This is a genomic window from Brevundimonas sp. (genome assembly GCF_013823285.1).
Classification (GTDB): domain Bacteria; phylum Pseudomonadota; class Alphaproteobacteria; order Caulobacterales; family Caulobacteraceae; genus Brevundimonas.
Genome location: NZ_PNLV01000035.1, coordinates 1 through 25,254, shown reverse-complemented (window position 1 = coordinate 25,254; position 25,254 = coordinate 1). Strand labels below are relative to the sequence as shown.

Sequence of the window (25,254 nt, the reverse complement as noted above, 5' to 3'; positions counted from 1 at the left end):
CGGCGCGCCGAAGACGGTCAGGGCGTCGGCGTTGCGGTCGGCGTCGGCGCCGATGGCGGCCTCGTCAGCCAGGCCGCAGTCCAGATGGGACCAGGTGTGGCAGGCGATCTCGTGGCCTGCGTCGGACAGGCGCGCGATCTCCGACTGGTTGGCGTAGCGGCCCATATCGCCCGGCTGATCGAAAAGCCCAGCGCAGACATAGTATGTGCCGCGCGCGCCGGCCTGTTCCAGAATGGCTGCGCCTGCCTCGGCGCCCGAAATCGGCACGTCGTCGAAGGTGAAGCTGACCACCGGGCCGGTGTGGGACAGGCGGGCGGGGCGGCGATGCATGAGGCGCACCATGCGGCGGCGCACCTTGCCCAGCAGGCTTGAGTCCGCGTTGTAGGGCTGGGCCCGGGGTTGCTGCATCAGACGGCCTCCGCATAGAGGGCGGCCCGGTAGAGGCGCAGGGAAAAGGCGCGCGTTCCCGCGGGCAGCCAGTCGGTCATCGCCACCCTCTTCAGCAAGGGCCGGGCCAGACCCATGCCCGGGGCGCGCTTGAGCAGGCGGGCGGCCTTGTAGCTGGGGTAGGTGGAGACGATGTCGGGGTGGCGGGCCACCACGCGGGCGAAATTGGGCGCAGACTGTTCGTATTTGGCGGCCAGGGCCCCGGCGGTGTCCAGACCCATGTGGGTGGCCGGATTGTCCAGATGGACCACGCGGAACCGGCGCGACACGCGCATGGCCCATTCCACGTCCTCCCAGCCCCAGCCGGTGAAGGCGCTGTCGAAGGCTTCCGCCTCGAACACGTCGCGGCGGACCAGCAGGTTGGACGTGTAGACGTATTTCTCCGGCTGGCGGGCGCGCTCCTGATACGGGACGCATTCGGAGCGGGTCGCCAGGGCCCGGTGGACGGCGAAGCGGGGCTCGTCGGGCGCCTGCAGCAGGGAGAAGCCGCCGAAGGCCACGGCCGGATCCTCGTGGGCCGCCAGATCGGCCCAGGCCTGAAGAAAGCGGCGATGATCCGGCCGCATGTCGCTGTCCAGAAACAGGAAGCTGCCGCCACGGGCGGCGGCGGCGAGGCGGTTGCGGCCCTTCGAGCGGCCCTCATTCTTCTTGAGATCGATCAGGCGGGCGGGCAGGGCCATGGCCTTGATGACGGCCTCGACCCGGGCGACCAGATCGGCGTCGCCGCCGCCGTCGGACAGAACGATGACCTCCACCGAGCGGCCCACCTGACCCGCCTCGTCATTGAGGTCGCGCAGCAGGTCGCAGGGATCGTCCCGGTAGAAGGGGATCAGCACCGACAGGGCCGGGCGCTTGCCCCGCCAGCGGGCGTTGGCGACGGTGCGGCTCATGCCTCGGCTCCGCGGGTTCTGTAGGCGTTGAGGAGGCGGCGGCCGGTGTCGCGGACCCCGGCGGCGTTCACGGTGAGTGCGACGGCGGCGTAGACCGCGCCGCCGATGGCGGCCTTGGCGATCAGCTCCACGGGACCGCCCACGGCGGGGATCAGGGACACCACGCCCGCCATGACGGCGCAGGCCACGCCGCAGCGGATCAGGGCCTCCCAAGGGATGGGCAGGCGCATGACGGTGCGGCCGATGAGGATGGAGGCGAGCAGGCCCAGGGTGAAGCTGGCCGCCGTGGCCCAAGCTGCGCCCAGCACACCGAAGCGGGGGATCAGGATCAGGTTGAGGATGACATTGGCGATGGCCGGGACCGCCATGGTCAGCAGCATGCGGTCGGTGCGGTGACCGAGGGTGAAGACCTGATTGAAATAGTAGACCGTCACCCCGGACAGGGCCGCGCCCAGGGCGATCCAGGGGGTGATGAGGGCGGCGGCGGAGCGCAGGTCCTGACCGATCAGCACCTCGGCCAGCGGCTGGGCCACCAGCATCACGCCCACGGCGGCCGGCAGGCCGACGAGGACGAACAGCCCCGCCTGTTCGCGGGCGGCGGTCTGGAGGGCCTCGCGGCCGCCGCGCTCCAGCGCCATGACCATGGCCGGCGCGCCCGCGGCGCCCAGCCAGATGAACATGACGTCCAGGGTGCGGTTGGCGATGGAATAGCCCGCATGATAGGCGCCCACCGCCGCCTCGTTCATGAACACCGCCAGCAGGAAGCGGTCGGTGGAGGCCAGCACCAGCGACAGGATCAGGGACGCGGCGATGGGATAGCCGAAGGTCGCGTATCGCTTGAGCCGGGCCGGGTCGGGCCGTCCGCCGCGGGCGTGTTTCAGCTCGCCGGGCAGGATGAAGGGCAGGGCGAACAGGGGGGCCAGCAACAGGCCCAGCAGGGGGGCGGCGCCGCCCAGACCGGCGAGGGCGAAGATGACGCCGATGAGGAAGCCGCCGATGACGGTGGCCATGTCGAGGCCCGCCGCTTTCCCGACCTCGCCCGAGGCGCGGTACCGCTCCTGCGCCAGCTTGGCGAGGCTGCGGACGGGCACGCCGATAAGGGCGACGCCCAGGGCCAGACGGAACGCCGGCTCAACCGGCCACAGCATGAGGCCGAGGATGACCAGCGGGATGAAGGCGGCGGACAGCCAGAAGGCGGCGCGGTACAGGCTGGCGAAATGGTCGGCGAGGCCGGTTTCCGGCGTCTCGGCGGCCCAGTAGCGGGCCATGGCCGCCTCCAGCCAGGTGAACACCGCCACATGGGCCAGGGTGAACACCGAATAGGCCAGGGCGTAGCGGCCGAAATCCTCGGGGCTGAGCAGTCGGGTGAAGACCACGATGGCCAGAAAACCCACCACGCCCTGCACGATGTTGGCGGGCAGATAGCCCCAGACGCCGCGCCAGAACATCAGCGTACAGCCACGCGGTCGCCCAGCAACACGGGCACGGTGACGGCCATGATCCACAGGTCCAGCCAGAAGGACTGGCGCTCCACATAGTCCACGTCCAGCTGCACCCGGCGGCGCACCTCGGCGGCGGTGTGCAGGGGGCCGCGCGAGCCCTTGATGGCGGCCCAGCCGGTCATGCCGGGCTTGATGCGGTGGCGGTGGGCGTATTCGGCGACGAGGCGGGCGGACTCGATCTGGCCGGTCTTCATGCCGATGGCGTGGGGGCGAGGGCCCACCAGCGACATCTCGCCCTTCAGCACATTGATCAGCTGGGGCAGCTCATCGAGACTGGTGGCGCGAAGGAACCGGCCGACACGGGTGATGCGGTCGTCGTCGGCGGTGACCTGGCGCGAGGCGGTGGCGTCGGCGGCCTCGTGACGCATGGAGCGGAACTTCCACACCACGATCTCTTCATTGTTGAAGCCGTGGCGGCGCTGGCGGAACAGGATCGGGCCGGGGCTGTCCAGCCGCACCATCAGGGCGACGACGGCGAACACGGGCATGAGGCCGACCAGCATCAGGCCGCCGATGATCAGGTCCTGCAGCCGCTTGTTGAAGGCGGCGCGGTCCGGGTCGGGGTTGCTGAGGGAGGCCAGGGGCGCGCGGGCCAGCTTCTCCAGGGCGGCGTTGCGGTCTTCGGCGGCCCTGGGGTCCACCAGCAGGGTGACCTCGTTGGGCAGGCCGCCCAGACGGCGCATCAGGTCGCGCACCCGCTCGCGGGCGGCGGGGTCCACGGCCAGGACGATGTGGTCCACATAGGGCGTCATGCGATGGGTCAGCAGGGCCTCGGTGTCGCCCAGCACCGGCACGCCCTCGACGCTGTCGGGGGAGCGGGCCAGCCGGTCGTCGAACACGCCCAGCACGTTCAGGTCGCGGCGCTGCAGGGCCTCGCGGATCAGTTTCTCGGCGTGTCTGGTGGCGCCCACCACCACCACATTGGGGGTCAGGGTTCCGTCGGCGCGCCAGCCCCGGACCCGGTCGCACCAGGCCATGTGCAGGCCGTACAGCACGATCAGGTTCAGTCCGCTCCACACCAGCACCGGGCCGATCATGGGGGCGGGCGCGAGGATGGCGGCCAGCAGGACGGCGATCAGGCCGGCGCCGGCCACCGAGGCGCTGACCAGCCCCATGTGGACCACCAGACGGCGGTTGCGGGAGAAGCCGTAGACGCCGGACCCCTTCAGCGCCGCCAGCAGGACCAACGCCCCGACCGCGAACGGCAGAACCGCGGACAGGGGCGCGCCCAGCAGGCCTGAGGGACTGGCGGCGGCGGCGCACAGCAGGGTCAGGGCAATCACCGCAAGGCCGTCGATGGCGCGGAACCAGTGAGCGGCCAGACGCGAGGCATGGCGCTGACGCGCGTTCAGCCACACCTCGGGGCGGAAGGGGCCCCGCCGGGCGCGGCCGTCAGCCTTGCCCGCTCCACGCGCCACGGCGCCCGACGCCAGGGCCTGAAGCCCGGCGGCGTCGAGGGTCGCGGGCGCGTCCGCAGCGGGCGCGTCGTCTGGTCTGGTCTGGATCGAGAACATGGCGGCCATTCTGGTCTGGCCGTCATCCAACCATTCCGCCGTGGATTTCGCGTTAACGTCGCAAACCCGGATTGCGTCGGCGCGCCCGAGCCGCTATCGGAGCCGAACCGGAGACGTGGCCGAGTGGCTGAAGGCAACGGTTTGCTAAATCGTCGTACCCTGTAAGGGGTACCGAGGGTTCGAATCCCTCCGTCTCCGCCATCCTGCTTCGCGCTTCGCGCTTCGCGCTTCGCAGGACTGGCCCTCCGCCCTTTCAGCCGCGGCTTTCGAACGCTATCTGAAATCCGGCTCGGGCCACGCCTTCGCCCGAAAACGCTTCTGGTGAACATTGTGAGGGCAGGGAGGTGAACCTCTCCCGCCCGGCGCGGTTGAAGCGGCATGACCCTTCCCAGCCTGCTCCCCTCCGTCCTCATCGGCGCCGTCGCCAGCGCGCGGTCCATGACCCCCATGGCCGCGATCGCCGGCGCGCGGCTGATGCGGCGCAGGACGCCGGGGCGGCTGTTGTTGCTGGATCATCCGCTGTTCAAGGTCGGGGCCCTGGTCATGGGCGTGGGCGAACTGCTGGGCGACAAGATGCGCTCGGCGCCGGACCGCACGGTTTTTCCGGGTCTGCTGGCGCGGGTCATGAGCGCGGGCATCGCCGGTGCGGCCCTGGCGCCGCGCGGCCGTGAGCGGCTGGGCGCCGGGCTGGCGGTTGGGACCGCCGTGCCCCTGGCCTACGCCACCCTGGCGGGGCGCAAGGAAGGCATGCGGCGGATCGGACAGACCCGTAGCGGGCTGATCGAGGACGCGCTGATCGTCGCGGCCGGGGTGGTCACGGTGGTTCTGGCGGTGCACGGCGGGCGCCGAGGGTAGGCGCCGCCTCTTCAGCCGACGGCGGCGGCGACCGCCCGACGGACAGGCCCGGCAGGCCCGCCCTATATTCGCGCGGCGGGGGACCTTCGATGCGAGTTCATCGTTTGAACTGTGCATCGAAGGACCGACCATGCCCCTCAACGACATCTCGCTCGCACGGCTCATCATCGAGAATGTCCGGAGCCACGGCATCATCGGCCTGGCGCCCGACGGCCACATCACGGCGTGGGCCGCCGGAGCCGAGGCCATCACCGGCTACACCCGCAAGGACGCGCTCGGCATGGACTTCGCCGAACTCTTCACCCCGGCGGACCAGGCGGCCGGCATGCCCCGGGCCGAGATCGAAACCGCCTTGCGGGCCGGCAGGGCAGAGGACAGCCGCTGGCACCAGCGCAAGGATGGCGGCCTGTTCTGGGGCAACGGCGTCACCGTGGACCTTGGCGACAGCGGGCTTCTGGCGAAGATCTTTCGCGACGAGACGGCCGCGAAGCGGGCGGAGGAGCAGCGGGTTCTTCTGCTGAACGAACTGAACCACCGGGTGAAGAACACCCTGGCGACGGTTCAGTCGATCGCGGAACAGGGACTGAGGGCGGCCGGGGTCGACAAACCGGTTCGCGACGGCCTCGCCAACCGCCTGATCGCCCTGTCCCAGGCCCACAACGTGCTGGTGAACGAAAACTGGGCCGGCGCCGATCTCCGGGCGCTGATCTGCGAGGTGCTGGCGCCCTACGAACGGCATCCATCGCCGATCCGGCTTCAGGGTCCGCTTGTCCGTCTGCACCCGTCCCAGGCGGTGAGTGTGTCGCTGGCCTGCCATGAATTGGCGACGAACGCCGCGAAATACGGCGCGCTCAGCACGCCCGACGGCCGGGTCGCCATCGACTGGAACCTGGCACACAACGGGGAAGGAGCCCGTTTCCTGACCCTGTTGTGGAGGGAGAGCGGCGGTCCCCTGGTCGTCCCGCCGACGCGCGAAGGGTTCGGCGCCCGGCTGATCCGGCAGACCTTCGCGAATGAGGAGGGCGGGCGGGCGCACATCCAGTTTCCTCCGCAGGGCGCACACTGCAGCATGGTGCTGGCCCTGAAGGATGAGGAGGAGACCCGGCAGGGCCAGCCGGCGGACCCTTCCCCGCTCCGCGCCTGAGCGGCTGCGCAGTCTAGTCCTGCCGGGGCCTGCGCCGCTCCAGCCACCACAGCAGGGCCAGAACTGCGAGCAGGGCGGTGAACCATGGCCAGGGCGATCCAGCGACGCGTCTCTGGCCGTGCGCGTCCGCGTCCGGCGTGGCCGCGGCCATATTCAGCGTGGCCTGGCGGTCTGCCGCGCGAAGCAGCGAAGAGGCCGCATCGGCGGGGTGAACATAGAAGGGGGTTGGCTGATCCCGGTCGTCCACGGCCACATGCCATCCGGCGGTCTCCGGCCACCAGGCGGCGCAGCGGCGGGCGCCGGCCCCGGGGTCGATGATCAGGCTGTGGGCGGCTCGGGTTGGGTCAATGACCCGGCCCTCGTCCTGCAGATCGCACACCGCCACGCGCCGACCCGACCACGCCAGGCCCTCAATCTCCGGACGGGCTTGATCATCGGCGCGTGCGAGGGCGGAGACGACGGCGCCCCAGATGCGGCTGTGCTGCTCCGGTCGGCCGGTCAGGGCCAGGGCGTAGGTGTCGACCACTGTGATCACGCCCACGCGGCCGAGTCCCAGGCCGGACCAACTGGCCGTGACCGCCTCCTGATCGTCGAGCAGGATGGAGACCGCAGCGGAACCGTCATGGGTCAGGTCAAGGCGGGTCAGGGCCTCGGACTCGTCGGGGGGGGCGACGGCGTCCCCCGCGCCGGAGAGCGACACGCCCAGCGCGGCCCACTGACGCCGGGTCTCGCCGCCGAGGGGGCCCGTTGGGCGCAGCAGCAGGCCCATGCCGCTACGCACCGCCGAGGCGACGGCGGCGCGTGAGGCCCCCGGCAGGGTCTCCCAGCGGCGGTCGTCGATCACCAGCAGGTCGACCTCCGAGAGGCCGGCGGCCGTGAGGGGGGCGGCGTCTCCCAGCCTGAGGCCCGCGCCCAGATCGACCTGAAGGCTGACGTCCAGTTCGACGCTTTCGGCCCAGCGCCGGACCTGTCGCACCTCAGGATTCGGCGCGCCGGCCAGCACCACCATGCGGATGGCGGCGGCGTCCCGCGTTTCGACGGGAACGGCGATCTCCTCCACCAGATCGCCCTGGGCGTCGCGCAGGCGCAGGTGGAACAGGGCGAGCCCGGCCGCCCGTGTGTAGGCGGTGAGCTGGAACTGATCTCCGGCTTCCACGGGTGCTCGGGCGACGACCTGGTCGGCGGGATCGACCAGCTCGACGACGCCGCTCGCGAGGGTCCCGACCCGCCCGCCCGCCTCGAAGCCGGCGCCGGGCGCGACCGGAGAGGGCGAGGAGAATTCCACCAGCCCCACGGGCGCCGGTCCCGGCTCGTACTCGAGTGGAACGGGCAGGGCGCCCTGATCCCGGGGAGGCAAACCGTCGCCCGACACGCGGATGGACTGCGCCTCGGGGAACCGACGCAGGGCTGTCGCCAGATCGGGGACGCGGACGACGTCCACGGCATCGGACTCCGGCAGGGCGACCGGGATTTCCCCGGGCCCCGCCTCGGCGACCTGTCCGGGCGTCACGACGCGTAGGGCGGCGGCGCCCACCACCGTGGCCGGCGGATTGAGAGTCAGATACAGCAGAACGGCGGCTGTCATTTGCAGACCCGCCAGGGCGCCCAGCCGCCAGAGCGGCGTGTCGACCCGCGAGGCGCGGCGCCAGAGCAGGAGGCGAGCGGTCCCGACCAGCACCGCCGCTGCGATCACGGCGGCCGTCAGCCAATGCAGGGTCATCCCCCCGTCGCTCATTGCAGCGCCTCCAGATACCGGCGGCCCCGACGCTCCGGCGCTTCACGGCGCTCGACCCGCGCGGGCGTGACGCCCATGGCGTCCCACAGCAGGGCGCGCAGGGCGAGGCGGCAATCGGCGCAGCCCGGCTCGGCGCGCAGGGTGTCGATGGCGGCGATCAGGCCGAGGGGATCCTCCAGTCGGCCGGACGCGGCGCGCACCCATCGCTCAAGCGCGTCCAGATCGATCCGGTCGCCGCCCGGTCGCCCGTCCAGGGCGCGCCACGCCCGCTCAAGCGTCGGGTCGGCATTCGTGCGCGGCGCGGGCGGCAGGCGCGCGCCGATATTGTCACGATCACCGGTGAGGCGCCGGGACATGTCCAGCGGCGGCAGATCAGAGCCGGTTCGCGGCAGGAACACGCGGTCGGCTCTCTGCGCCTCCTGCAGGAACTCCAGCGCCTGATAGGCGAAGGGCAGGGCCTCCTCCGGCCGTCCCTGACGCAGCGCCCGCTCGGAGCTCCACATGGCGTCCAGGGCGTTGCCGAGAGTCGACCGCGTGCCGGGGTCGAACAGGGTGGCAGCGTCCCCGTCGTCATGGGCGTGGCCGTATTCGCGGAGCACGTCGACGGCCGAGCCGAACGACGCCAGTTCTTCGTCCGAATGGTCGTGGCCGTCATCATGGCTGTGCACCTCGGGCGCGGGTGCGGGGGTGGGCGTGTCGTTGGTCGGCAGGGCCGGGGCGTCGTTGGTGGGCAGGGACAGCCCGCCGCCTTCCGACTCCTCGCCCAGGAACTGGCCATAGCGCAGGCGCAGACGCGCCTGGTCCACGCCGAGACCGTTGGACCGGTCCAGGAACCGCCGGGGCTCGACGTCGCCGCGTTCCGCCACAAGGGCCTCGGCGTCGATGATGATCTGACGCTGGCTGGCGAACCAGGCGGGCATGACAGGCCGCAGCAAGCCGTCCAGTCCGTCCGCCGAACCGAGCGCCGCGGACCGGCGCAGAATGACGCTGGGGCCTTCGGTGACCTGGTTCTGCGGCCGCCGGTTGTCGCGCGCCACCAGCTGGACGATCAGGTCGCCGGGTCCGACGAGCCCTTCGCGCGCAAGGTTCAGCGTTGTGGAGAACCGCTTGCTGCGCCCGTCGCCGCGTCCTCGAAGGGTGAGCGTGCGGCTTTCCGAGGTGATGGCCTCGCCCTCGCCCTGGGTGATGGTGATGCGGAGCTCGGCGGTGGCCGAGACGCCATAGTCGTCGCTGACCTCGAAGATGGGCGCCCATGTGGTCTGGCCTGCGGCGGCGAGGACGAGCTGGCTGTCCGGCGTGACCAGGCTGACAACCGGCGGGGCATCCTCGAGGGCGTCGATGCGATGCAGGCGCTGACGCGGCATGCCGTCCGCCTCGATGCGGTAGAGGGTGGACCGGTCGATGACCCGCGTCGCGCTCCAGCGATCGCGGCGGCGGCTGAAGGCGAGGCGGCCGCCTTCCGGGAACGCGGCGGACAGGCCGTCCGGACGCGGCGACACATCCAGCAGCCATTCGACCCGCGATCCGACGGGCACGCGCGCGTCCAGCTCGGCCTGCTCGCGGGCAGGGAGGCCGGTGTAGCCGGGCGGCACGATGCGAAGGCGCGTCCGGGTGATGCGGGGCGCGTCCGGCACGGCGGCTTCGGAGGCGGGGTCGGGGGGAGCTGTCGGCGCCGCCCGGTCTGCCGGCCAGAACAGGGCGGCCATGATCACCACGGCGGCGGCCAGCCAGGCGCCGACGATTCTGCGGCGCGACCAGTCGGGGCGCAGGTCCAGGCCCGGCGAATCCTCCAGTCTGGCCTCAAGTCTGCGGCGCTGGAGACCGGCGAACCCGTGCAGGGGGGCGGGGTCCTGGAACAGCAGGTCGCTGCTGTCCTCGAAGCGGGGCGCGGCGGCGTCGAGACGGGCGGCCAGCCAGCTGGGACCACAGGACCGGGCCCGGCGCACGGCAGCCAGGGCGAGCAGTCCGGCTGTCGCCAGGGCGAGGACCAGCGCGACAGGAAGTCCGGACAGACGCCAGCCGAGGACGCCGCAGGCCAGCACGATCGGCAGGCTGATGGCCAGCGCCTCCAGCCAGAGGCGGTTGCGGACGGCGCGTTGATGGCGGACGAGCACGGGGTGGAGGCTCATGGCGCCGCACCCCGTCTGGCGCTGGTGGCGAGCCAGCGCTCGGCCGCGAACAGCAGGGCGATCAGCAGGGCCAGCCAGGGCCGGATGCCCAGCGGCGGCAGGGCGTAGGCGCGCGCGCCGACAAGGGGGGCATGCTCGGCGGCGGCGACGCGGGTCGGCGGGGCGGGCGGGACCAGAAGGCGCTCCAGCGCGTCGGGGAAGTCCGCGTCGAGCAGTTGCGGCATGACCGCCGGCTCCAGCGGGCGGGTGAACTGGACGACGCGCCCCCGGCCGTGGATGCCGGCGGTCGCCAGGGGTCGGCCCCCGGCGTCGCTCCAGACCGGGACCGGCGGGGCACCCAGATCCAGACGGGCGTCATGGGACAGCAGCGCGACGCCCCCGTCCTCGATCCAGTCGGCGACGGCTTCCGGCAGGGGGCCGGCCGCCAGCCAGACCAGATGGCGGGTTTCCCGGGGCAGAGGCTGGTCAATGGCGGCCAGATCGAGCCGGGGCTCCGCGTCCGGCGGCGCCCAGGCGCCGGCGGCGGCGCTGACGTAACGCACGCTGTCCCGGGCTTCAGCGGAATGGCGGACGGTCAGGGCAGGGGCGGCGGCGGGCATGGGCGGTTCGGCCCTGACAGCCTGATCGGACACCCGCCAGTTGACGGGGCGCGTCAGGCGGGGGCGGACGGCGTCGGCCTCCTCCAGCACGGGCGGGACGACCACATCCAGCGGGGCGTCCGGAGACAGTTCGGCGTCCAGCTGACGGATCAGGCTGACCATGTCGGCGGCGGTCCGGGGGGCTGGGTCGTTGAGACGCGGAAAACCGGGAGCCAGCCAAACGAGCCGGGCGTCGCGCGGCGCCGCCTCGATGACCGGTGCGGGATCCACGCCAGGCGCGACGGCGATGACCGGGCGGGCGTCCTCAACGCCCCACAGCACCGGCCGGGCCAGCCACAGGGCGAGGGCGGCCAGCAACAGCAGGCGCAGCAGCAACAGACGTCGTTCGTCGATCCGGGGGCGTCTGCGCGGCCGGGGGCTGGGCGTCAGCCAGCGCAGGGCGGCGAAATCGATGACGCGGCTCTCGGTCCGCCGCGTGATGTGGATGACGACCGGGATCGCCAGCGCCGCAAGCGCAGCCAGCGCCATGGGCAGGAGCAGGGCCGGCGTCATCGGCGGCCGCCTGTGCGGAACAGGTCGCGGATCGGCTGGTCAGCGGGCTGGTCGATGAAGTGGGCGGCATGCCGGACGCCCAGGGCGTCGAGGCGGGCGTCCAGCGCCGCGCGGGCCTCGGCGAAGCGGGCGAGGAAGTCGTCGCGCATGGCCCGGCCGTCGCCCAGCACCTCGGCGCCGCCCTCCACGTCGCGGAAACGATGCCCATGCCTGAAAGGGAAGTCGCGTTCGTCGGCGGTCAGGACCTGGATCAGGCACAGGTCGCGTCCGGACCGGGCCAACGTCTCTGCAGCCTCGATACAATCCTCGTCGAAGCCGTCGGTGATCAGGACGATCAGGTCGCTGCGCCCCATCCTCCCGCCGAACGTGGCCATGTCGCGCGCCCATGATCCGGCGCCGCCCGCATGGAGCCTTCCGAGCGCCAGCAGGATCTGATCGCGATGGCGCGGCCCGGCGCCCGGTTCGATGATGAGGGGACCGTCTCCGGCCTCCACCACCAGGCCGAAGCGGTCGCCCTGGCGCAGGGCGATCTCCATCAGGCCCGCGGCGATGCGGCGCGCGGCGTCGAAGCGCGACCAGTCCGGCCGGGCCACATCAGCCTGGGCCATGGAGGCGCTGGCGTCGATGACGATCCACAGGGCCAGCGGGCTTTCCCGCTCGGCGTCGCGAACGAAGAAGCGATCCGACCGGGCGTACAGCTTCCAGTCCACTTGCCGCAGGTCGTCGCCCCGTTCGTAGGCCCTGTATTGCGCGAACTCGAGCCCGCCGCCGCGATTGCGGCTGGCGTGGGCGCCGGCCCCGGTCAGGGTGGCGGCGCGCCGCGGAACCAGAGACAGGCGCCGCAGTCGGCTGCGCATGTCAGGGGGCAGGGCGAGGGGGGACACGACGGGACCCTAGTCTCCGGCCGGCGCGGGCAGGGCGGCGAGCAGCCCGGCGATGACATCGTCGGCGGACTTTCGCTCCGCCTCGGCGGCGAAAGACAGCAGGATCCGGTGCCGCATCACCGGCGCCGCCAGGGCCGCCACATCCTCGCGGGTGGCCGCCAGCCGCCCGTGCAGCATGGCCCGGGCCTTGGCCGCCAGAACCAGCGCCTGTCCCGCACGGGGTCCGGCGCCCCAGGCCACATAGTCGCGCACCACCTGCGGCGCGTCCGGCCCCGGGCGGCTGGCGCGCACCAGGGCGGTGATCCAGCCCAGCAGGCCGTCGCTGACATGGACATCCCGGCACCAGGCCTGAAGGGTCAGGATGTCCTTGCCGTTCATCACCGGCTGGACCGGGGTCGACGCCCGGCCCGTGGTCTGCACCAGAATCGCGCGTTCTTCGGCCTCGGTAGGATAGTTCACCCGGATGTTCAGCAGGAAGCGGTCCAGCTGGGCCTCGGGCAGGGGATAGGTGCCCGCCTGCTCCAGGGGGTTCTGGGTGGCCAGTACGAAGAACGGCTCGGGCAGGGCGTGGGTCACCCCGGCGTAGCTGACGGTCTGCTCCTGCATGGCCTCCAGCAGGGCCGCCTGGGTCTTGGGCGGGGTGCGGTTCAGTTCATCGGCCAGCAGCAGATTGGTGAACACCGGCCCGGGCTGGAAGCGGAAATGGCGGTGGCCGGTGCCGTGATCCTCCTCCAGCACCTCGGTGCCGAGGATGTCGCTGGGCATCAGGTCCGGGGTGAACTGCACGCGCCGGAACTCCAGCGACAGGGCCTGGCCCAGGGTGCGGACCAGCAGAGTCTTGCCCAGGCCGGGCACGCCCTCGATCAGGCAGTGGCCGCCGGCCAGCAGGCCGATCAGGAGCTGCTCGACCACCTCATCCTGGCCAACCACGGCCTGGCCGATCGCCTCGCGCAGCCGGGTCAGTTGCTCCAGCCTTGCGGCGACGTCGGACTCGGTTGGCGTACTCATCGGAACTCCGGGGAGGAAGTCGAACGAAATCAGGCGGTCAGGGCGTAGATGATGATGTTGACGGCGAACCGGGTGTTGTCCTCGGCCAGGAAGCGCTTGTTGCGCCAGTCATAGTCCCACTCACAGCCGTAATCCTTGTTGCTGTAAAGGACCGCGACCCGGCCATTGATGACGATGCCCTTGAGGTAGTCGTGCACCAGGTCGTCGCCCCAGCCGTTCAGTTCGAAACTGGTCGTGGGCGGGCCGTCGAAGGTGAAGAAGCTCGAGTAGATCGGGTGATCGTTGGGCAGGGTCACCAGCGCGTCGTCCCCGAACATGCGGGCCATCTGCCGCTCGAAGGACCGGGCGAACAGGCCGTCGATGTCGTGGTTGCAGTCGTCCACGAAGACGAACCCGCCGTTGCGCACATAGCGCTCGAAATTGGCGGCCTCGGCCTGGTTGAACTCCACCAGGGTGTGGCCTGACAGATAGCAGAACGGGGCGGTCAGCATGGCCGGATCGGCCAGGCTGATCACGCGCTCCTGCGGATCGACGCGCAGGTTGGTGTAATCCACCAGCGAGGTCAGGATGTTGGACGGCATGCGCCGGTCCACGTCCCAGTTGCCGGAGTCATAGCGCAGCCGGGTGAACCAGAAATCATAGACCGGCTGCGCGCCGGCGGCGCGGGGCAGGGCTCCCAGAAGGGCCCCGGCCGCGCCGCCGGTCAGCAGTCGAAGGCAGTCCGCGCGCGTCATCGAGCCCTGAGACACGCGCGCACCGGTCAGACCGCGTCCGACAGGGACGTGAAGGTGAAGTCGCGGATCCGCATGGGCGGGATCATCACCGTGAAGGACGAGTTGTTCCCCGCCACCCGCACCGGCCGACCCAGGTCATCGATGTTGTTGAGCATGATCACCGGCGACTCGTTGAAGCGGAAATTCTTCACCGGGTAACGGAGCTCGCCGTTCTCGATGTAGAAGGTCCCGTCACGGGTCAGGCCGGTCAGCAGCACCGTTTGCGGGTCCACCATGCGGATGTACCAGGTGCGGGTCACCAGGATGCCCCGCTCGGTCTCGCGCACCAGATCGGTAGTCGACTTGGTTCCGCCCAGCATGATCAGATTGCCCGGCTGGCCCACGACGGGCTGTCCCTGCCGGTCGGCCCAGTAGCGCGAGTAGTTCAGGTTCGCGATGCGGCCGTTCTCGACCAGCGCCTGACGCTCGCGCGGCAGGCCATCACCGTCCCAGGGGAGGGTCTCGGCGCCCTCGTGCCAGGGGTCGTTGATGAAGTTCACACGCGGGTCGAAGACCTGTTCGCCGAGCTTGTTGCCGCCGCCCGCCTTTGACAGGAAGCTGCGACCCTCATCGGCCTGACGCGCATCGAAGTAGCGCGTCATGAAGGTGATCAGGCCGGACGCGGCGGCGGGCTCCAGGATGACGGTGTACTTGCCCGGCTCAAGGGCGCGCGCCTCGGCGGAGGCCGCCGCCTTGCGCATGGCCACCTGGATGTCGGCGGCCGGATCGAAGCCGCTGATGTCCTGCAGGTTGCGGCCGACCCAGCCCGAACCCGTGCCGTCCTCTGTGCGCACGGTGCAGGTGTAGTCCATGCCCGTGGCGCGCTGATAGCCGAAGGCGCCGTTGCTGTTGGCGAAGGCCACGAAGCGGGCGTTGTCGTCCAGGAAGCCGGCGGCGATCAGGTTCTCGGCGCGGCAGGGCTCGATGGAGGCCCGGGCCACCTCGGCCCGCTGTTCCGGCGTGACGGCGGCGGTGGCGTCGCTCCAGGTCGCGGTGGGGCGATAGGTCTGGGGGCCCACCGCCGGCATGAACTCGGGGTTCTCGGGCGCCAGCCGGGCCAGATCCTCGGCCCGCCGGACCGCACGTTCAAGCGCGTCGTCGGAGAACTCGTTGATGGCGGCGGTCCCGACGCGGCGGCCGAAGGCCACCTGCACCGAGAGTTCCGTGTTGCTGACCACGCCGCTGGTGGAGACGTTGTTCAGGGCGAAGCGGATGTTGCCGTCGACAGAGCCGGTCAACTGGGCGACGCACTCGTCGGCCGTCGACAGGGCGACCACCTTCTCCAGGATCGTCCGGGCTTCGGATTCGGTCATGATGCTCATTGTGTTCTTTCCCCGATCCGATCAGCCGAGCGAGCGCGCGGTGTTGATGACGTTGATGCCGTCGAAGCGGGTCGTCGGCGACCCGTGGCTGACGGCCGAGACCTGGCTGGGCTGCCCCTTGCCGTCGAAGAACGAGCCGAACAGACGATAGTCGCTCTCGTCGCAGATGGCCGAACAGGCGTTCCAGAACTCGGGCGTGCGGATCTGGTAGGCCACGTCCTCCAGCGGCTGGGTGATCCGGCCGTCCTTGATCTCGAAGAACAGGGTGCCGCCGAACTGGGCGTTGTAGCGCTGCTGGTCGATGGAGAAGGAGCCGCGGCCCAGGATGTAGATGCCGTTCTCCACATTGGCGATCATGTCGGCGGCGGTCATGGGCGTCGCGCCCGGGCGCAGCGAGACGTTGGGCATGCGCTGGAACTGCACCGTGGACCAGGAGTCGGCGTAGGAGCAGCCGTCGGACTCGGTCTTGCCCAGGATGTGGGCCTGATCGCGGGTGGTCTGATAATCCACCAGATGACCGTTCTGGATCAGGGGCCAGCTCTTGGTCGCCACGCCCTCGTCGTCATAGCCTACGGCGCCGAGGCTGCCGACCTCGGTCTTGTCGGCGAAGACGTTGACGATCTCGCTGCCGTACTGGAAGCGCTCCTCACGCTTGTCCAGGGTGGCGAAGCTGGTGCCCGCATAGTTGGCCTCGTAGCCCAGCACCCGGTCCAGCTCCAGCGGGTGGCCGATGGACTCGTGGATGGTCAGGCCCAGATGGTTGGGGTCCAGAACCAGGTCGTACTGGCCCGGCTCCACCGATCTGGCCGTGAGTTTTTCGCGGGCCTGGTGGGCGGCGGCGATGGCGTCCTCGACCATGTCGTAGGAGTTGCGATAGCTGACCACTCCGTTGGGCGACACCATCTTCTCCTCGGCGCGACCATCCAGATATTCATAGCCAAGGCCCATGGGCGCCGACAGGCCGTCGCGGGACCGGAACTTGCCAGTGGTCTGGTCGACGGCGGTCACCGAGAAGGGCGCCCAGATGCGATGCACGTCCTGGTCGATGTAGGACCCGTCGGTGCTGGCGAAATACTTCTGTTCATTGACCAGGAACAGCTGGGAGTTGACGAAATTGGCGCCCGCCTGCATCGCCGCGTTGTTGACCGCCAGAAGCAGGTCGACCTTCTCCTGGATCGGCACTTCCATTGCGTTGCGCTGGATCGGGGTGCGCCAGCTGACCTCGCCCACGCCCGGCGTGGGCGCCAGTTGAACCGGCTGGGTCTGGTTGCGGGCATTGGCGCGGGCGATGGCGGTGGCCAGTCTCGCGGCCTCGGCCACAGCCTCGGGCGTCATGGTGTTGGTGGCCGAGAAGCCCCAGGCGCCGTCGGCGATCACCCGCACGCCCACGCCGGTGGACTCGGTGTTGACGATGTTCTGGACGTTGGCTTCGCGGGTGATGACGAACTGGCGCAGGTAGCGGCCCACGCGCACGTCGCAATAGCTGGCGCCGGCCCCGGAGGCCGCGCTGAGTCCGGCGTCGGCCAGACGCTTCTTGACCGCGAGGTCGATGGTCTCGACCAACTGCTGGGCGGCGATAGCCCTTCCAGCGAAACCGGGCAGCAGCGCGCCCCCCGCTCCGATGCCGCACGCGGCGAGGAACTGACGTCTATCCAAGTCTCAATCTCCCCCGATGTTCGCCGCATCCACGGCGGCGAACGACTGACTGATCGACCCGCACTCGAGTCGAGGCGGTCGCGAGGGGGCGCACTCTTGTCCCCCGGGGGGGCGGGGTCAAATCCTGCAGCGTGAAAGGGCATGAGAATTTTGTGAGGACGACCGGGAAGACCCGCCCCGCCAAGGGTCTCCCCTGCTGAAATTCACGACGCCGAGGCGCGGTCCCGGACTGGCGGCAGGGCGCCTGTATCCACCGCCTTGAGCGGGTCGTGCGATTCTCCAACCTCGACCATGACCTGGCATAGGCTGAGCGGGGCGGGATGGTGGCTGACGATCAGAAGGCCCTGGCCGGTCCGGGCCAGGCGGCGCTCCAGCGCTTCGAGCACCCGGCCCTCCGTGGCGGCGTCGAGACCTTCAGTGGGCTCGTCCAGCAACAGCCAGGGCGCATTCCTGAGATAGGCGCGGGCCAGACCCAGCCGGCGGCGTTCGCCGCCCGACAGGAACTCGCCCCCGGCGCCCACAGGGGCGTCGAGCCCGCGGGGATCGGCCTGGATGCGGTCCGCGAGCGCCGCATCCTCCAGGGCGCGCCACAGGGCGGCGTCATCGGCCGGGCCCGCCAGCAGCAGGTTCTGGCGCACCGTGCCGTCGAGCAGGCGCACATCCTGGGCAGCGTAGGCGAACAGCGTGCGGCGACCTTCCGGACGTAGGTGCGCGGCGTCGGTTTCGCCGACGAACCACTCGCCGGGCCGGGCGGGGCGCAGGCCGGCCAGTCGTTCGATCAGGCTGGTCTTGCCCACGCCCGACGGGCCCGTGAAGCTCAGCCGCATGCCCGGCGTCAGCGCGATGTTGCGGGCGGGCAGTCCCAGACCGCGCGATGTGGCCTCGGCCTGAAGGTGGGCGGAGGGTGCGGATGTCAGGTCTTCGAGGCGGCTCATGGCCTGGGCGGCGGCGCCGTTCTGATGGAGCGCTCCGGCGAGTCCGGAGGCGGCCTCAACGCCCATCACCGCCGCCAGCGCCGCCAAGGCGGTCATGGGCAGGGAGGCGCCGACGGTGGCGGGCACGACCAGCACCACCGCGAGGGCGGTGACGCCGGATTGCCACAGGGCGATCCATCCCGCCGCCAGGGTCAGGCGCGTCTGGATGGCGTCGTGCCGGGCGGCCACTGAAGCGACGCTGTCGGCGGCCCAGTCCTGCAGCCCGTAGGCCTTCATCTCCGGGGCGGCGGCCTCAAGGGCGCCGATATGGTCCTTGAGCGCGCCGACTGCCACCTGCAGTTCGCGCCCGGCCGGATCCGCAAGCCGGCGCGCCAGAATCACCGACCCGAAGGCGCCGATGCCGAGGGTCAGCGCCAGGAGCAGGCCCGCCGTGGGCGTCGCCATGCTGGTCAGGATGATGGCGGACATGGCCCCGGCGCCCAGCGCCCACGGGGTGGACAGGCGTACGAACAGGGTCTGGATCGCATCCACGTCCTGGATCAGACGGGCGGACGCCTCGCCGGAGGACAGGCCGAGGGCCCGTTCCGGCGGGGCGGCGGCCAGCGCGCTAAACAGCTGGGGCCGCAGCCGGGACAGGGCCCGCAGGGCGGCTTCGTGGCCGGCGACCCGCTCCACGTAGCGCGCGCCGGTGCGGATGATGGCCAGCAGGCGGATGATGGCGCTGGGCATCAGATAGTTGAAGGTCTGGGCGGCCAGCAGGCCCGCCACGCCGGCCAGGGCCGCGCCGGTGATGAACCAGCCGGACAGGCCCAGCAGACAGACCGCCGCCACCGAGACCGCGGCGCCGCCGGCGGCCGCCAGCCTGAGCCGGCTCCGCTCGAGGCGGCGCTGCCCGGCGATCATGGCGCGGATGCGCGCGCCCTCGACGGCCCGGCTCACAGCCGCACCACGCGGTCGGCCATGGCCGCCACGGCCGGGGAGTGGGTGGCGATCAGCGTGGTGCGGCCCTTGGCGGCCTTGCGGATCAAATCCAGCATTGCGGTTTCGCTCGCGGAATCCAGATTGGCCGTGGGTTCATCCAGCAGCATGAGGGGGGCGCGCTTGAGCATGGCGCGGGCCATGCCGAGCCTGCGGCGTTCGCCGCCGGAGAGACCGCCGCCACGCTCGTCCAGAACCCGGTCAAGAGAGAGGTTCAGCCCCGCCGCGCGGGCGGCCTGCGAGACCTGTTCGATGGAGGCCGTCTGGTCGGCGACCCGGATGTTGTCCGCCAGGGTTCCGGGAATGATGACGGGGTTCTGGCCCGCCCAGGCGATCTGGCCTGCGAAATGGCCAGCCTCGCCGAGGGACGCGCCGCCGACCTCCACCTGGCCGCCGGAAAGCGGAGCGAGGCCGAGCAGCAGGTGCAGGAGGCTGGACTTGCCCACCCCGCTGGCGCCGGTCAGGGCCACGATCTGGCCGGGGCGCACATCCAGGGTGAAGCGGTCGATCACCGGGGCGCCGGGACCCCAGGCGATGCGCACCTCCTTGAAGCGAACGGCGGGCGCGGTCATCGGCAGGTCGACCTGACGCTCAGGCACGGCCGCCTCGACCATCAGCGAAGGGACGGCGGCCTCGGCGGCCTGACGGTCATGGTAGGCTGCGGCCAGCCGGCGCAGCGGATGATAGACCTCCGGGGCCAGGGCGAGGACGAAGAAGGCCTGCGCCAGGGTCAGGGCCTCAGGCACGGGAAACGGCAGCAGGCCGAGCAGATTGAAGCCGCAGTAGACGGCCACCAGCGCCACCGACAGGGCGGAGAAGAACTCCAGCACCGCCGAGGACAGGAAGGCCACCCGCATGACCCGGGCCGAGCGGGTCTCCAGCTCGCGGGAGGCGTCGGCGATCTCCTGGGTGACGCGCGCCTCGGCGCCGAAGGCCAGCACAGCGGGCAAGGCGCGGATGCGGTCGATGAACAGGCCGGACAGCCGCTCCAGCGCCGAGAACTGGCGGCGGCTTTCGGTGGCGGCGGCGGACCCGGCCAGGGCCATGCCGACGATGAAGGGAAACAGGGTGAAGACCAGCAGACCCGCCGTGACCGGGCTGGCCATGGCCGCCGCCGCGATGATGATCAGCGGCGAGACCCCTGCGGCGATGCGAAGCGGCAGGAAGCGGGCGTAGTAGCCGTCCAGCGCTGCAACACCCTCGACCGGCGCGGCCAGACGGTCGGCTGAACGACGGCCCCGCCGGAAAAGATCCGCCAGCAGCCGGGCGCGCACGTCGGCCTTCACGTCCCTGGCCACCGTCGCGCCCATGGTCAGCATGCCCTGGCTGACGAGCCCGCGCAGGATCAGGCTGAACACCGCCAGGGCGAGCCAGGGGGCCGCCGCCGCGAGTCCATCTCCGAACCGGGCGACGGTCATGGCCAGACCGCCCGCGAAGCCGATAGCCGGCGCCACGTCGGCGACGGTCAGCAGCGTCGTGACCGCGACCTTTCGCTTCCAGGGTCGCGCCGTGGCCTTCAGCCAGGCGGCGGGTGCGAGGTCGCGCACTGCGGTCATGGTCATGATCAGATGTCGTCCCGGAAACTCACCGGGTTGCTCTAGGTCCTGCGGCGAATGCGCACTTTGATCAGGATCAAAGTCGGGGAAGCCCGGTCCCGGCTAAGGGCCGTGAGACATCGGTCGTCGGGGCCGATTCCAGGAGTCTTCAGCCATGATCGACCTTGCGGTCGTCGACCTCTCCAGGCTGCAGTTTGCGCTGACAGCCCTCTACCACTTCCTCTTTGTGCCCCTGACGCTGGGGCTCTCGTTCATGCTGGTCATCATGGAGTCGATCTATGTGATGACCCGCCGGCCGATCTGGCGGACGATCACCCGGTTCTGGGGTCTCCTGTTCGGCATCAATTTCGCGCTCGGCGTCGCAACCGGGATCACCATGGAGTTCCAGTTCGGCATGAACTGGAGCTATTACAGCCACTACGTCGGGGACATCTTCGGGGCGCCGCTGGCGATCGAGGGGCTCATGGCCTTCTTCCTCGAAGCCACCTTCGTGGGCCTCATGTTCTTCGGCTGGGACAAGCTCAAGCCGGTGACCCACCTGTTCGTCACCTTCCTGGTGGCGCTGGGCACCAACCTGTCCGCCCTGTGGATCCTGATCGCCAACGGCTGGATGCAGAACCCGGTGGGTTCGGCCTTCAACCCGGAAACCATGCGGATGGAGGTGACGGACTTCATGGCCGTGCTGTTCAATCCGGTGGCCCAGGCCAAGTTCGTCCACACGGTCTCCGCCGGCTATGTGATCGCGGCGGCCTTCGTGCTCGCCGTGTCGGCCTTCTACCTGCTGCGCCGGCGCCACGTGGGCTTCGCCAAGCGGTCCATGACCGTGGCCGCAGCCTTCGGCCTGGCGGCGTCCCTGTCGGTGGTGGTGCTGGGCGATGAGAGCGGCTACGCCCTGACCGACAACCAGAAGATGAAACTCGCGGCCATCGAGGGCATGTGGCACACCCACGAAGCCCCGGCCGGGCTGAGCATCGTCGGCATGCCCAACATGGCCACGCGCGAAACCCGCTACGAGATCCAGATTCCGTGGGCCCTTGGCATCATCGCCACCCGCAGTCTGGACGGCACCGTCGACGGCATCTTCGAACTGGTCGCCGTCGCCGAAGACCGCATCGAGCGGGGGGTGCTTGCCTATGACGCCCTGGAGCGGATCAAGGCCGACACCACCGATGTGCAGGCCCGTGCGGACTTCGAAATCCACCGCAACGATCTGGGCTACGGCCTGATGCTGCGGCGCTATGTGGAGGATCCCCGCGACGCCACGCCGGAGCAGATCATGATCACCGCCTGGGACACCGTGCCCAATGTGCCCCTGATGTTCTGGACGTTCCGGATCATGGCGGGGATCGGCTTCCTGATGATCGCCCTGTTCGCCACGGCCTTCATCCTGTGCACCCTGCGCAGGCATGAGACACGCTGGTTCCTGTGGGTGGCCCTGCTGGCCATGCCCCTGCCATGGATCGCCGCCGAGCTGGGATGGATCGTCGCGGAAGTGGGTCGCCAGCCCTGGGCGGTCGAGGGGGTTCTGCCCACCTTCCTGGGCGCTTCCAGCCTGACCGTTCCGCAGCTGTGGACCACGATCATCGGCTTCACCCTGTTCTACGGCGCCCTGGCCGTCGTGGAGGTGGGACTGATCCTGCACACCATCAAGAAGGGGCCTTTCCACGAACACAGCCTGTTCGGGGACCCTGACCCGCAGCCCGCCGAAGCCGCGCGGGAACCCGCGCCGACCGTGGCCTGACCTCGTCTTTCAAAGGATATCCGATCATGGATCTGCCGATCGATTTTGCGACGCTACGCGTCTTGTGGTGGGGCTTGCTGGGGGTGCTGCTGATCGCCTTCGCCCTCACCGACGGGTTCGATCTGGGCGTGGGGGCGCTGCTGCCCTTCGTGGCCCGGACGGACGAAGAACGCCGCATGGTGATCAACACCGTGGGCGCGACCTGGGAGGGCAACCAGGTGTGGTTTGTCCTGGGCGGCGGCGCGATCTTCGCCGCCTGGCCCCTCGTCTATGCGGTCAGCTTCTCGGGCTTCTACCTGGCCATGTTCCTGGTGTTGTCAGCCCTGATCCTGCGACCGGTGGCGTTCAAGTACCGGTCGAAACGGACGTCGCCGAAGTGGCGGGCGTTCTGGGACTGGAGCCTGTTCATCAGCGGTTTCGTGCCGGCCCTGATGTTCGGCGTGGCGGTGGGCAATGTGCTGCTGGGCGCGCCGTTCCGCCTGACCAGCGAACTGCGGATCTTCTATGACGGCACCCTGCTGGCTCTGTTCACCCCCTTCAGCCTGCTGGCCGGACTGCTCTCGGTCGCCATGCTGGTGGTGCACGGCGCGGCCTGGCTGAGCATCAAGGCCGAGCGGGGACCGGTGCTGGACCGGGCCAGAACGTACGGCACCATCGCCGCCATCCTGTCGCTGATCCTTTTCGCGGCCGGCGGCTTCTATGTGGCGTACGGCGGCGTCGGCTATGCGGTGACCGGCGTGCTGGACGTCCAGGGCCCGTCCAACCCGCTGCGCGCCCTGACCGAAGCGGTCCCGGGCGCCTGGCTGACCAACTACCAGACCTATTCCTGGATGATGGCGGCGCCGGTTCTGGGCTTCCTCGGCGCCCTGGCGGCCCTGGCCGGCATATGGCGGCGATCCGCTGTGCTGGCGTTCGGCGGGTCCTCGGTCTCGACGGTGGGCATTATCTCCACGGTCGGTCTGTCGATGTTCCCGTTCATCCTGCCCAGCTCCATCGATCCGGCCTCCAGCCTGACTGTGTGGAACGCGTCTTCCAGTCACCTGACCCTGTTCATCATGCTGGTGTGCACGATCATCTTCCTGCCGCTGATCCTGATCTACACGACCTGGGTCTACCGGGTGCTGTGGGGCCGCACCTCCACCGCCGAGTTGAAGACCAACCCTGACCTCTACTGAGCCGAGGAGCTCTTATCCCATGTGGTATTTCGCCTGGATTCTGGGCTTGGGCCTCGCAGTCGCCTTCGGCATCCTGAACGGCCTGTGGCACGAATTCCGCCTGTTCGACGAAGGAGACGCCGGGCTTTCGGCGCCGGACTCCGACGACGCCGAAGCCGGTCACTGACCCTCCACTGTCGCGGCGCTTCAGTCCGGGGCGCCGCGGCCCTTTTTTGAAGCGCGCCCGCCATGCTCAGCCACAGCCTGTCCGTCACTTCCGCAGCCCCGTCTCCGGAGATCGTGCGCGACCTGATCGCGCGCCATGACGCCCATGCGCCGCGCTACACATCCTATCCCACGGCCGCTCAGTTCACAGCGGAAGTGGACGGGGCGCGGTGGGGCCAGTGGCTGTCGACGGCGCCGGTCGACACCCCGATTTCGCTGTATCTGCACATCCCGTTCTGCAAGCGCCTGTGCTGGTACTGCGGCTGCAACACGCGGGCGATGAACCGCGTGGCGGTGATGAGCAGCTATGTGGATCTGCTGCTGGCCGAAGCCGATCTGGTGCTGGCACATGTGGGGCGGGGCGTCCGTGTGGGGTCGATCCATCTGGGCGGGGGCACGCCCAACATGCTGCCGCCCGAGGAACTGGAACGGCTGATGGCGGGCCTGGCCGCCCGCTTCGACCTGTCGGACTGCTATGACATCGCCGCCGAGCCGGATCCCGAGGTTCTCACCGACGACTGGATGCGGGCGGCCGGACGGATCGGCCTGAGCCGCGCCAGCCTGGGCGTTCAGGATCTGTCGCCAAAGGTGCAGGCGGCGGTCAACCGGCCGGAGTCCTTCGAGTCCATCCGCCGCGCCGTCGAGGGTCTGCGGGCGCAAGGGGTGACCTCGCTGAATCTGGACCTGATGTACGGCTTGCCGCTGCAGACCGAGGTGAATGTGGTGACGACCCTGGGCCAGATCACCGATCTGAAGCCCGACCGCATCGCCCTGTTCGGCTATGCCCACGTGCCCTGGATGAAGCCCCATCAGAAACTGATCCGCACCGAAGACCTGCCGGACGCCCACGCCCGCTTCCTCCAAAGTCAGGCGGCGACACGATACCTTCAGGCCAAGGGCTGGACCGCCATCGGCCTGGACCATTTCGCCTTGCCTCACGACTCCATGGCCGCGGCGCAGAGGGCGGGACGGCTGCGCCGCAATTTCCAGGGCTATACGACCGACACGGCCCCGACGCTGATCGGTCTGGGCGCCTCGGCGATCAGCCGGACGCCGCAGGGCTTCTCGCAGAACCTCGTCCAGGAGCGCGAGTGGCGCCAGGCGGTCCAGAAGGGACAGCTTCCGGTGGCGCGCGGCGTCGGCCTGACCGATCAGGACGTCCTGATCGGCGCGCTCATCGAACGGCTGATGTGCGACTTCGCGGTGGATGTGGACGCCTGCACCCGGCTTCACGGTCTCGATCCGGACAGCCTGGGCGATGTCTGGAGCCGTCTGGAGCCGTTCGCAGCGGACGGCCTGATAAGGATCGAGGGGACGCGGGTGACGGTGACCCCGCTGGGACGTCCGTTCGTGCGCGCCGTTTGTGCGGTGTTCGACGCCCATGCCCTGCCCGCTGACCGTCATGCGCGCGTGATCTGAAACGTCTTTTCCAGCAAGGACTTGCGCTAAATCAAGGCGCGGGCTTCGGCCCCGGTTCATCCTCTGCACAAGACGCCACAGAGGCCGCATGAGGCGACCGGGCGTCGGGGATGACATCATGAAAGCGAAGACCTTTATCCTCACCGCCCTGGCCGCGGCCACCTGCGCCGCCCCCGCCCTGGCCCAGAGCGACGACGCCTGGCGCGCGCCCCGCGCCGGCGAGTGGCTGATCTCGG

20 protein-coding genes and 1 tRNA gene are annotated in these 25,254 nt (G+C 70.2%); 7 read left to right on the top strand and 14 right to left on the bottom strand.

The features are described 5' to 3' along the window. From C0461_RS07025 to C0461_RS07010, 4 genes are all read right to left on the bottom strand, one after another. A partial coding sequence (locus tag C0461_RS07025) for a polysaccharide deacetylase family protein (RefSeq protein ID WP_292105174.1) occupies positions 1-408 on the bottom strand: 408 nt, incomplete at its 3' end. After that, positions 408-1,337 carry a glycosyltransferase gene (locus C0461_RS07020; RefSeq protein WP_292105173.1) on the bottom strand — a complete coding sequence of 310 codons (930 nt, stop codon included), beginning with the start codon at positions 1,335-1,337 and terminating at the stop codon, positions 408-410. The genes C0461_RS07020 and C0461_RS07025, both read right to left, overlap by 1 nt. Continuing rightward, a complete protein-coding gene (locus C0461_RS07015) occupies positions 1,334-2,785 on the bottom strand; it encodes a lipopolysaccharide biosynthesis protein (RefSeq protein WP_292105171.1) in 1,452 nt (483 codons plus the stop codon). The genes C0461_RS07020 and C0461_RS07015 overlap by 4 nt, the downstream gene beginning before the upstream one ends. Next, positions 2,785-4,362, bottom strand: a complete 1,578-nt coding sequence (locus tag C0461_RS07010) for an exopolysaccharide biosynthesis polyprenyl glycosylphosphotransferase (protein WP_292105169.1) — start codon at positions 4,360-4,362, stop codon at positions 2,785-2,787. The genes C0461_RS07015 and C0461_RS07010 overlap by 1 nt, the downstream gene beginning before the upstream one ends. A gap of 100 nt (positions 4,363-4,462) precedes the next feature. Between C0461_RS07010 and C0461_RS07005 the strand changes: the two genes are divergently transcribed. The 3 genes from C0461_RS07005 to C0461_RS06995 all read left to right on the top strand — a co-directional run bounded on the left by C0461_RS07005 (position 4,463) and on the right by C0461_RS06995 (position 6,352). Then, positions 4,463-4,554 (top strand) — tRNA-Ser (locus tag C0461_RS07005). A gap of 177 nt (positions 4,555-4,731) precedes the next feature. After that, entirely contained in the window at positions 4,732-5,208 is a 477-nt protein-coding gene (locus C0461_RS07000; protein WP_292105167.1) for a hypothetical protein, read from the top strand. 130 nt (positions 5,209-5,338) lie between these two features. After that, entirely contained in the window at positions 5,339-6,352 is a 1,014-nt protein-coding gene (locus C0461_RS06995) for an HWE histidine kinase domain-containing protein (protein WP_292105165.1), read from the top strand. Positions 6,353-6,365: 13 nt separating this feature from the next. On the opposite strand, the gene C0461_RS06990 is transcribed toward C0461_RS06995, so the two are convergent. The 10 genes from C0461_RS06990 to cydD form a co-directional block, all read right to left on the bottom strand. After that, on the bottom strand, positions 6,366-8,087 hold the full coding sequence (locus tag C0461_RS06990; RefSeq protein ID WP_292105163.1) for a hypothetical protein: 1,722 nt from the start codon (positions 8,085-8,087) through the stop codon (positions 6,366-6,368). Further along, positions 8,084-10,216, bottom strand: a complete 2,133-nt coding sequence (locus C0461_RS06985) for a DUF4175 family protein (RefSeq protein ID WP_292105162.1) — start codon at positions 10,214-10,216, stop codon at positions 8,084-8,086. The genes C0461_RS06990 and C0461_RS06985 overlap by 4 nt, the downstream gene beginning before the upstream one ends. Further along, positions 10,213-11,367 (bottom strand): BatA domain-containing protein, encoded by a 1,155-nt coding sequence (locus C0461_RS06980; protein ID WP_292105161.1) that lies wholly within the window; start codon positions 11,365-11,367, stop codon positions 10,213-10,215. Before C0461_RS06980 ends, C0461_RS06985 begins: the two co-directional genes overlap by 4 nt. Then, a complete protein-coding gene (locus tag C0461_RS06975) occupies positions 11,364-12,251 on the bottom strand; it encodes a DUF58 domain-containing protein (protein ID WP_292105160.1) in 888 nt (295 codons plus the stop codon). Before C0461_RS06975 ends, C0461_RS06980 begins: the two co-directional genes overlap by 4 nt. A gap of 9 nt (positions 12,252-12,260) precedes the next feature. Then, on the bottom strand, positions 12,261-13,259 hold the full coding sequence (locus tag C0461_RS06970; RefSeq protein WP_292105159.1) for a MoxR family ATPase: 999 nt from the start codon (positions 13,257-13,259) through the stop codon (positions 12,261-12,263). Positions 13,260-13,288: 29 nt separating this feature from the next. Further along, positions 13,289-14,008 (bottom strand): DUF4159 domain-containing protein, encoded by a 720-nt coding sequence (locus C0461_RS06965; protein WP_292105158.1) that lies wholly within the window; start codon positions 14,006-14,008, stop codon positions 13,289-13,291. Between the two features lie 11 nt (positions 14,009-14,019). Next, the gene (locus C0461_RS06960) at positions 14,020-15,354 is read right to left on the bottom strand and encodes a TldD/PmbA family protein (protein ID WP_292105156.1); all 1,335 of its coding nucleotides are present in this window, start codon (positions 15,352-15,354) and stop codon (positions 14,020-14,022) included. Between the two features lie 21 nt (positions 15,355-15,375). Continuing rightward, the gene (locus tag C0461_RS06955; protein WP_292105154.1) at positions 15,376-17,010 is read right to left on the bottom strand and encodes a TldD/PmbA family protein; all 1,635 of its coding nucleotides are present in this window, start codon (positions 17,008-17,010) and stop codon (positions 15,376-15,378) included. A 203-nt stretch (positions 17,011-17,213) separates the two neighbouring features. Further along, complete coding sequence (locus C0461_RS06950) at positions 17,214-18,884, bottom strand: ATP-binding cassette domain-containing protein (protein WP_292105151.1); 1,671 nt, start codon at positions 18,882-18,884, stop codon at positions 17,214-17,216. Next, complete coding sequence (gene cydD, locus C0461_RS06945) at positions 18,881-20,485, bottom strand: thiol reductant ABC exporter subunit CydD (RefSeq protein WP_363377843.1); 1,605 nt, start codon at positions 20,483-20,485, stop codon at positions 18,881-18,883. The genes C0461_RS06950 and cydD overlap by 4 nt, the downstream gene beginning before the upstream one ends. Positions 20,486-20,636: 151 nt before the next feature. On the opposite strand from cydD, the gene C0461_RS06940 reads away from it, so the two are divergent. The 4 genes from C0461_RS06940 (at position 20,637) to hemN (ending at position 25,018) form a co-directional block, all read left to right on the top strand. Further along, entirely contained in the window at positions 20,637-22,220 is a 1,584-nt protein-coding gene (locus C0461_RS06940; protein ID WP_292105176.1) for a cytochrome ubiquinol oxidase subunit I, read from the top strand. Positions 22,221-22,246: 26 nt separating this feature from the next. Beyond that, the gene (cydB, locus tag C0461_RS06935) at positions 22,247-23,395 is read left to right on the top strand and encodes a cytochrome d ubiquinol oxidase subunit II (protein ID WP_292105149.1); all 1,149 of its coding nucleotides are present in this window, start codon (positions 22,247-22,249) and stop codon (positions 23,393-23,395) included. A gap of 19 nt (positions 23,396-23,414) precedes the next feature. Next, positions 23,415-23,561, top strand: a complete 147-nt coding sequence (gene cydX / locus C0461_RS06930; protein WP_292105147.1) for a cytochrome bd-I oxidase subunit CydX — start codon at positions 23,415-23,417, stop codon at positions 23,559-23,561. Positions 23,562-23,623: 62 nt separating this feature from the next. After that, entirely contained in the window at positions 23,624-25,018 is a 1,395-nt protein-coding gene (gene hemN, locus C0461_RS06925; protein WP_292105145.1) for an oxygen-independent coproporphyrinogen III oxidase, read from the top strand. Positions 25,019-25,254: the final 236 nt, after the last annotated feature.

Coding starts and splice junctions, on each gene's coding strand:
- C0461_RS07020 (WP_292105173.1), bottom strand. CDS start 1,337: ATGAGCCGCACCGTCGCCAACGCCCGCTGGCGGGGCAAGCGCCCGGCC.
- C0461_RS07015 (WP_292105171.1), bottom strand. CDS start 2,785: ATGTTCTGGCGCGGCGTCTGGGGCTATCTGCCCGCCAACATCGTGCAG.
- C0461_RS07010 (WP_292105169.1), bottom strand. CDS start 4,362: ATGGCCGCCATGTTCTCGATCCAGACCAGACCAGACGACGCGCCCGCT.
- C0461_RS07000 (WP_292105167.1), top strand. CDS start 4,732: ATGACCCTTCCCAGCCTGCTCCCCTCCGTCCTCATCGGCGCCGTCGCC.
- C0461_RS06995 (WP_292105165.1), top strand. CDS start 5,339: ATGCCCCTCAACGACATCTCGCTCGCACGGCTCATCATCGAGAATGTC.
- C0461_RS06990 (WP_292105163.1), bottom strand. CDS start 8,087: ATGAGCGACGGGGGGATGACCCTGCATTGGCTGACGGCCGCCGTGATC.
- C0461_RS06985 (WP_292105162.1), bottom strand. CDS start 10,216: ATGAGCCTCCACCCCGTGCTCGTCCGCCATCAACGCGCCGTCCGCAAC.
- C0461_RS06980 (WP_292105161.1), bottom strand. CDS start 11,367: ATGACGCCGGCCCTGCTCCTGCCCATGGCGCTGGCTGCGCTTGCGGCG.
- C0461_RS06970 (WP_292105159.1), bottom strand. CDS start 13,259: ATGAGTACGCCAACCGAGTCCGACGTCGCCGCAAGGCTGGAGCAACTG.
- C0461_RS06960 (WP_292105156.1), bottom strand. CDS start 15,354: ATGAGCATCATGACCGAATCCGAAGCCCGGACGATCCTGGAGAAGGTG.
- cydD (WP_363377843.1), bottom strand. CDS start 20,485: ATGACCATGACCGCAGTGCGCGACCTCGCACCCGCCGCCTGGCTGAAG.
- cydB (WP_292105149.1), top strand. CDS start 22,247: ATGGATCTGCCGATCGATTTTGCGACGCTACGCGTCTTGTGGTGGGGC.
- cydX (WP_292105147.1), top strand. CDS start 23,415: ATGTGGTATTTCGCCTGGATTCTGGGCTTGGGCCTCGCAGTCGCCTTC.
- hemN (WP_292105145.1), top strand. CDS start 23,624: ATGCTCAGCCACAGCCTGTCCGTCACTTCCGCAGCCCCGTCTCCGGAG.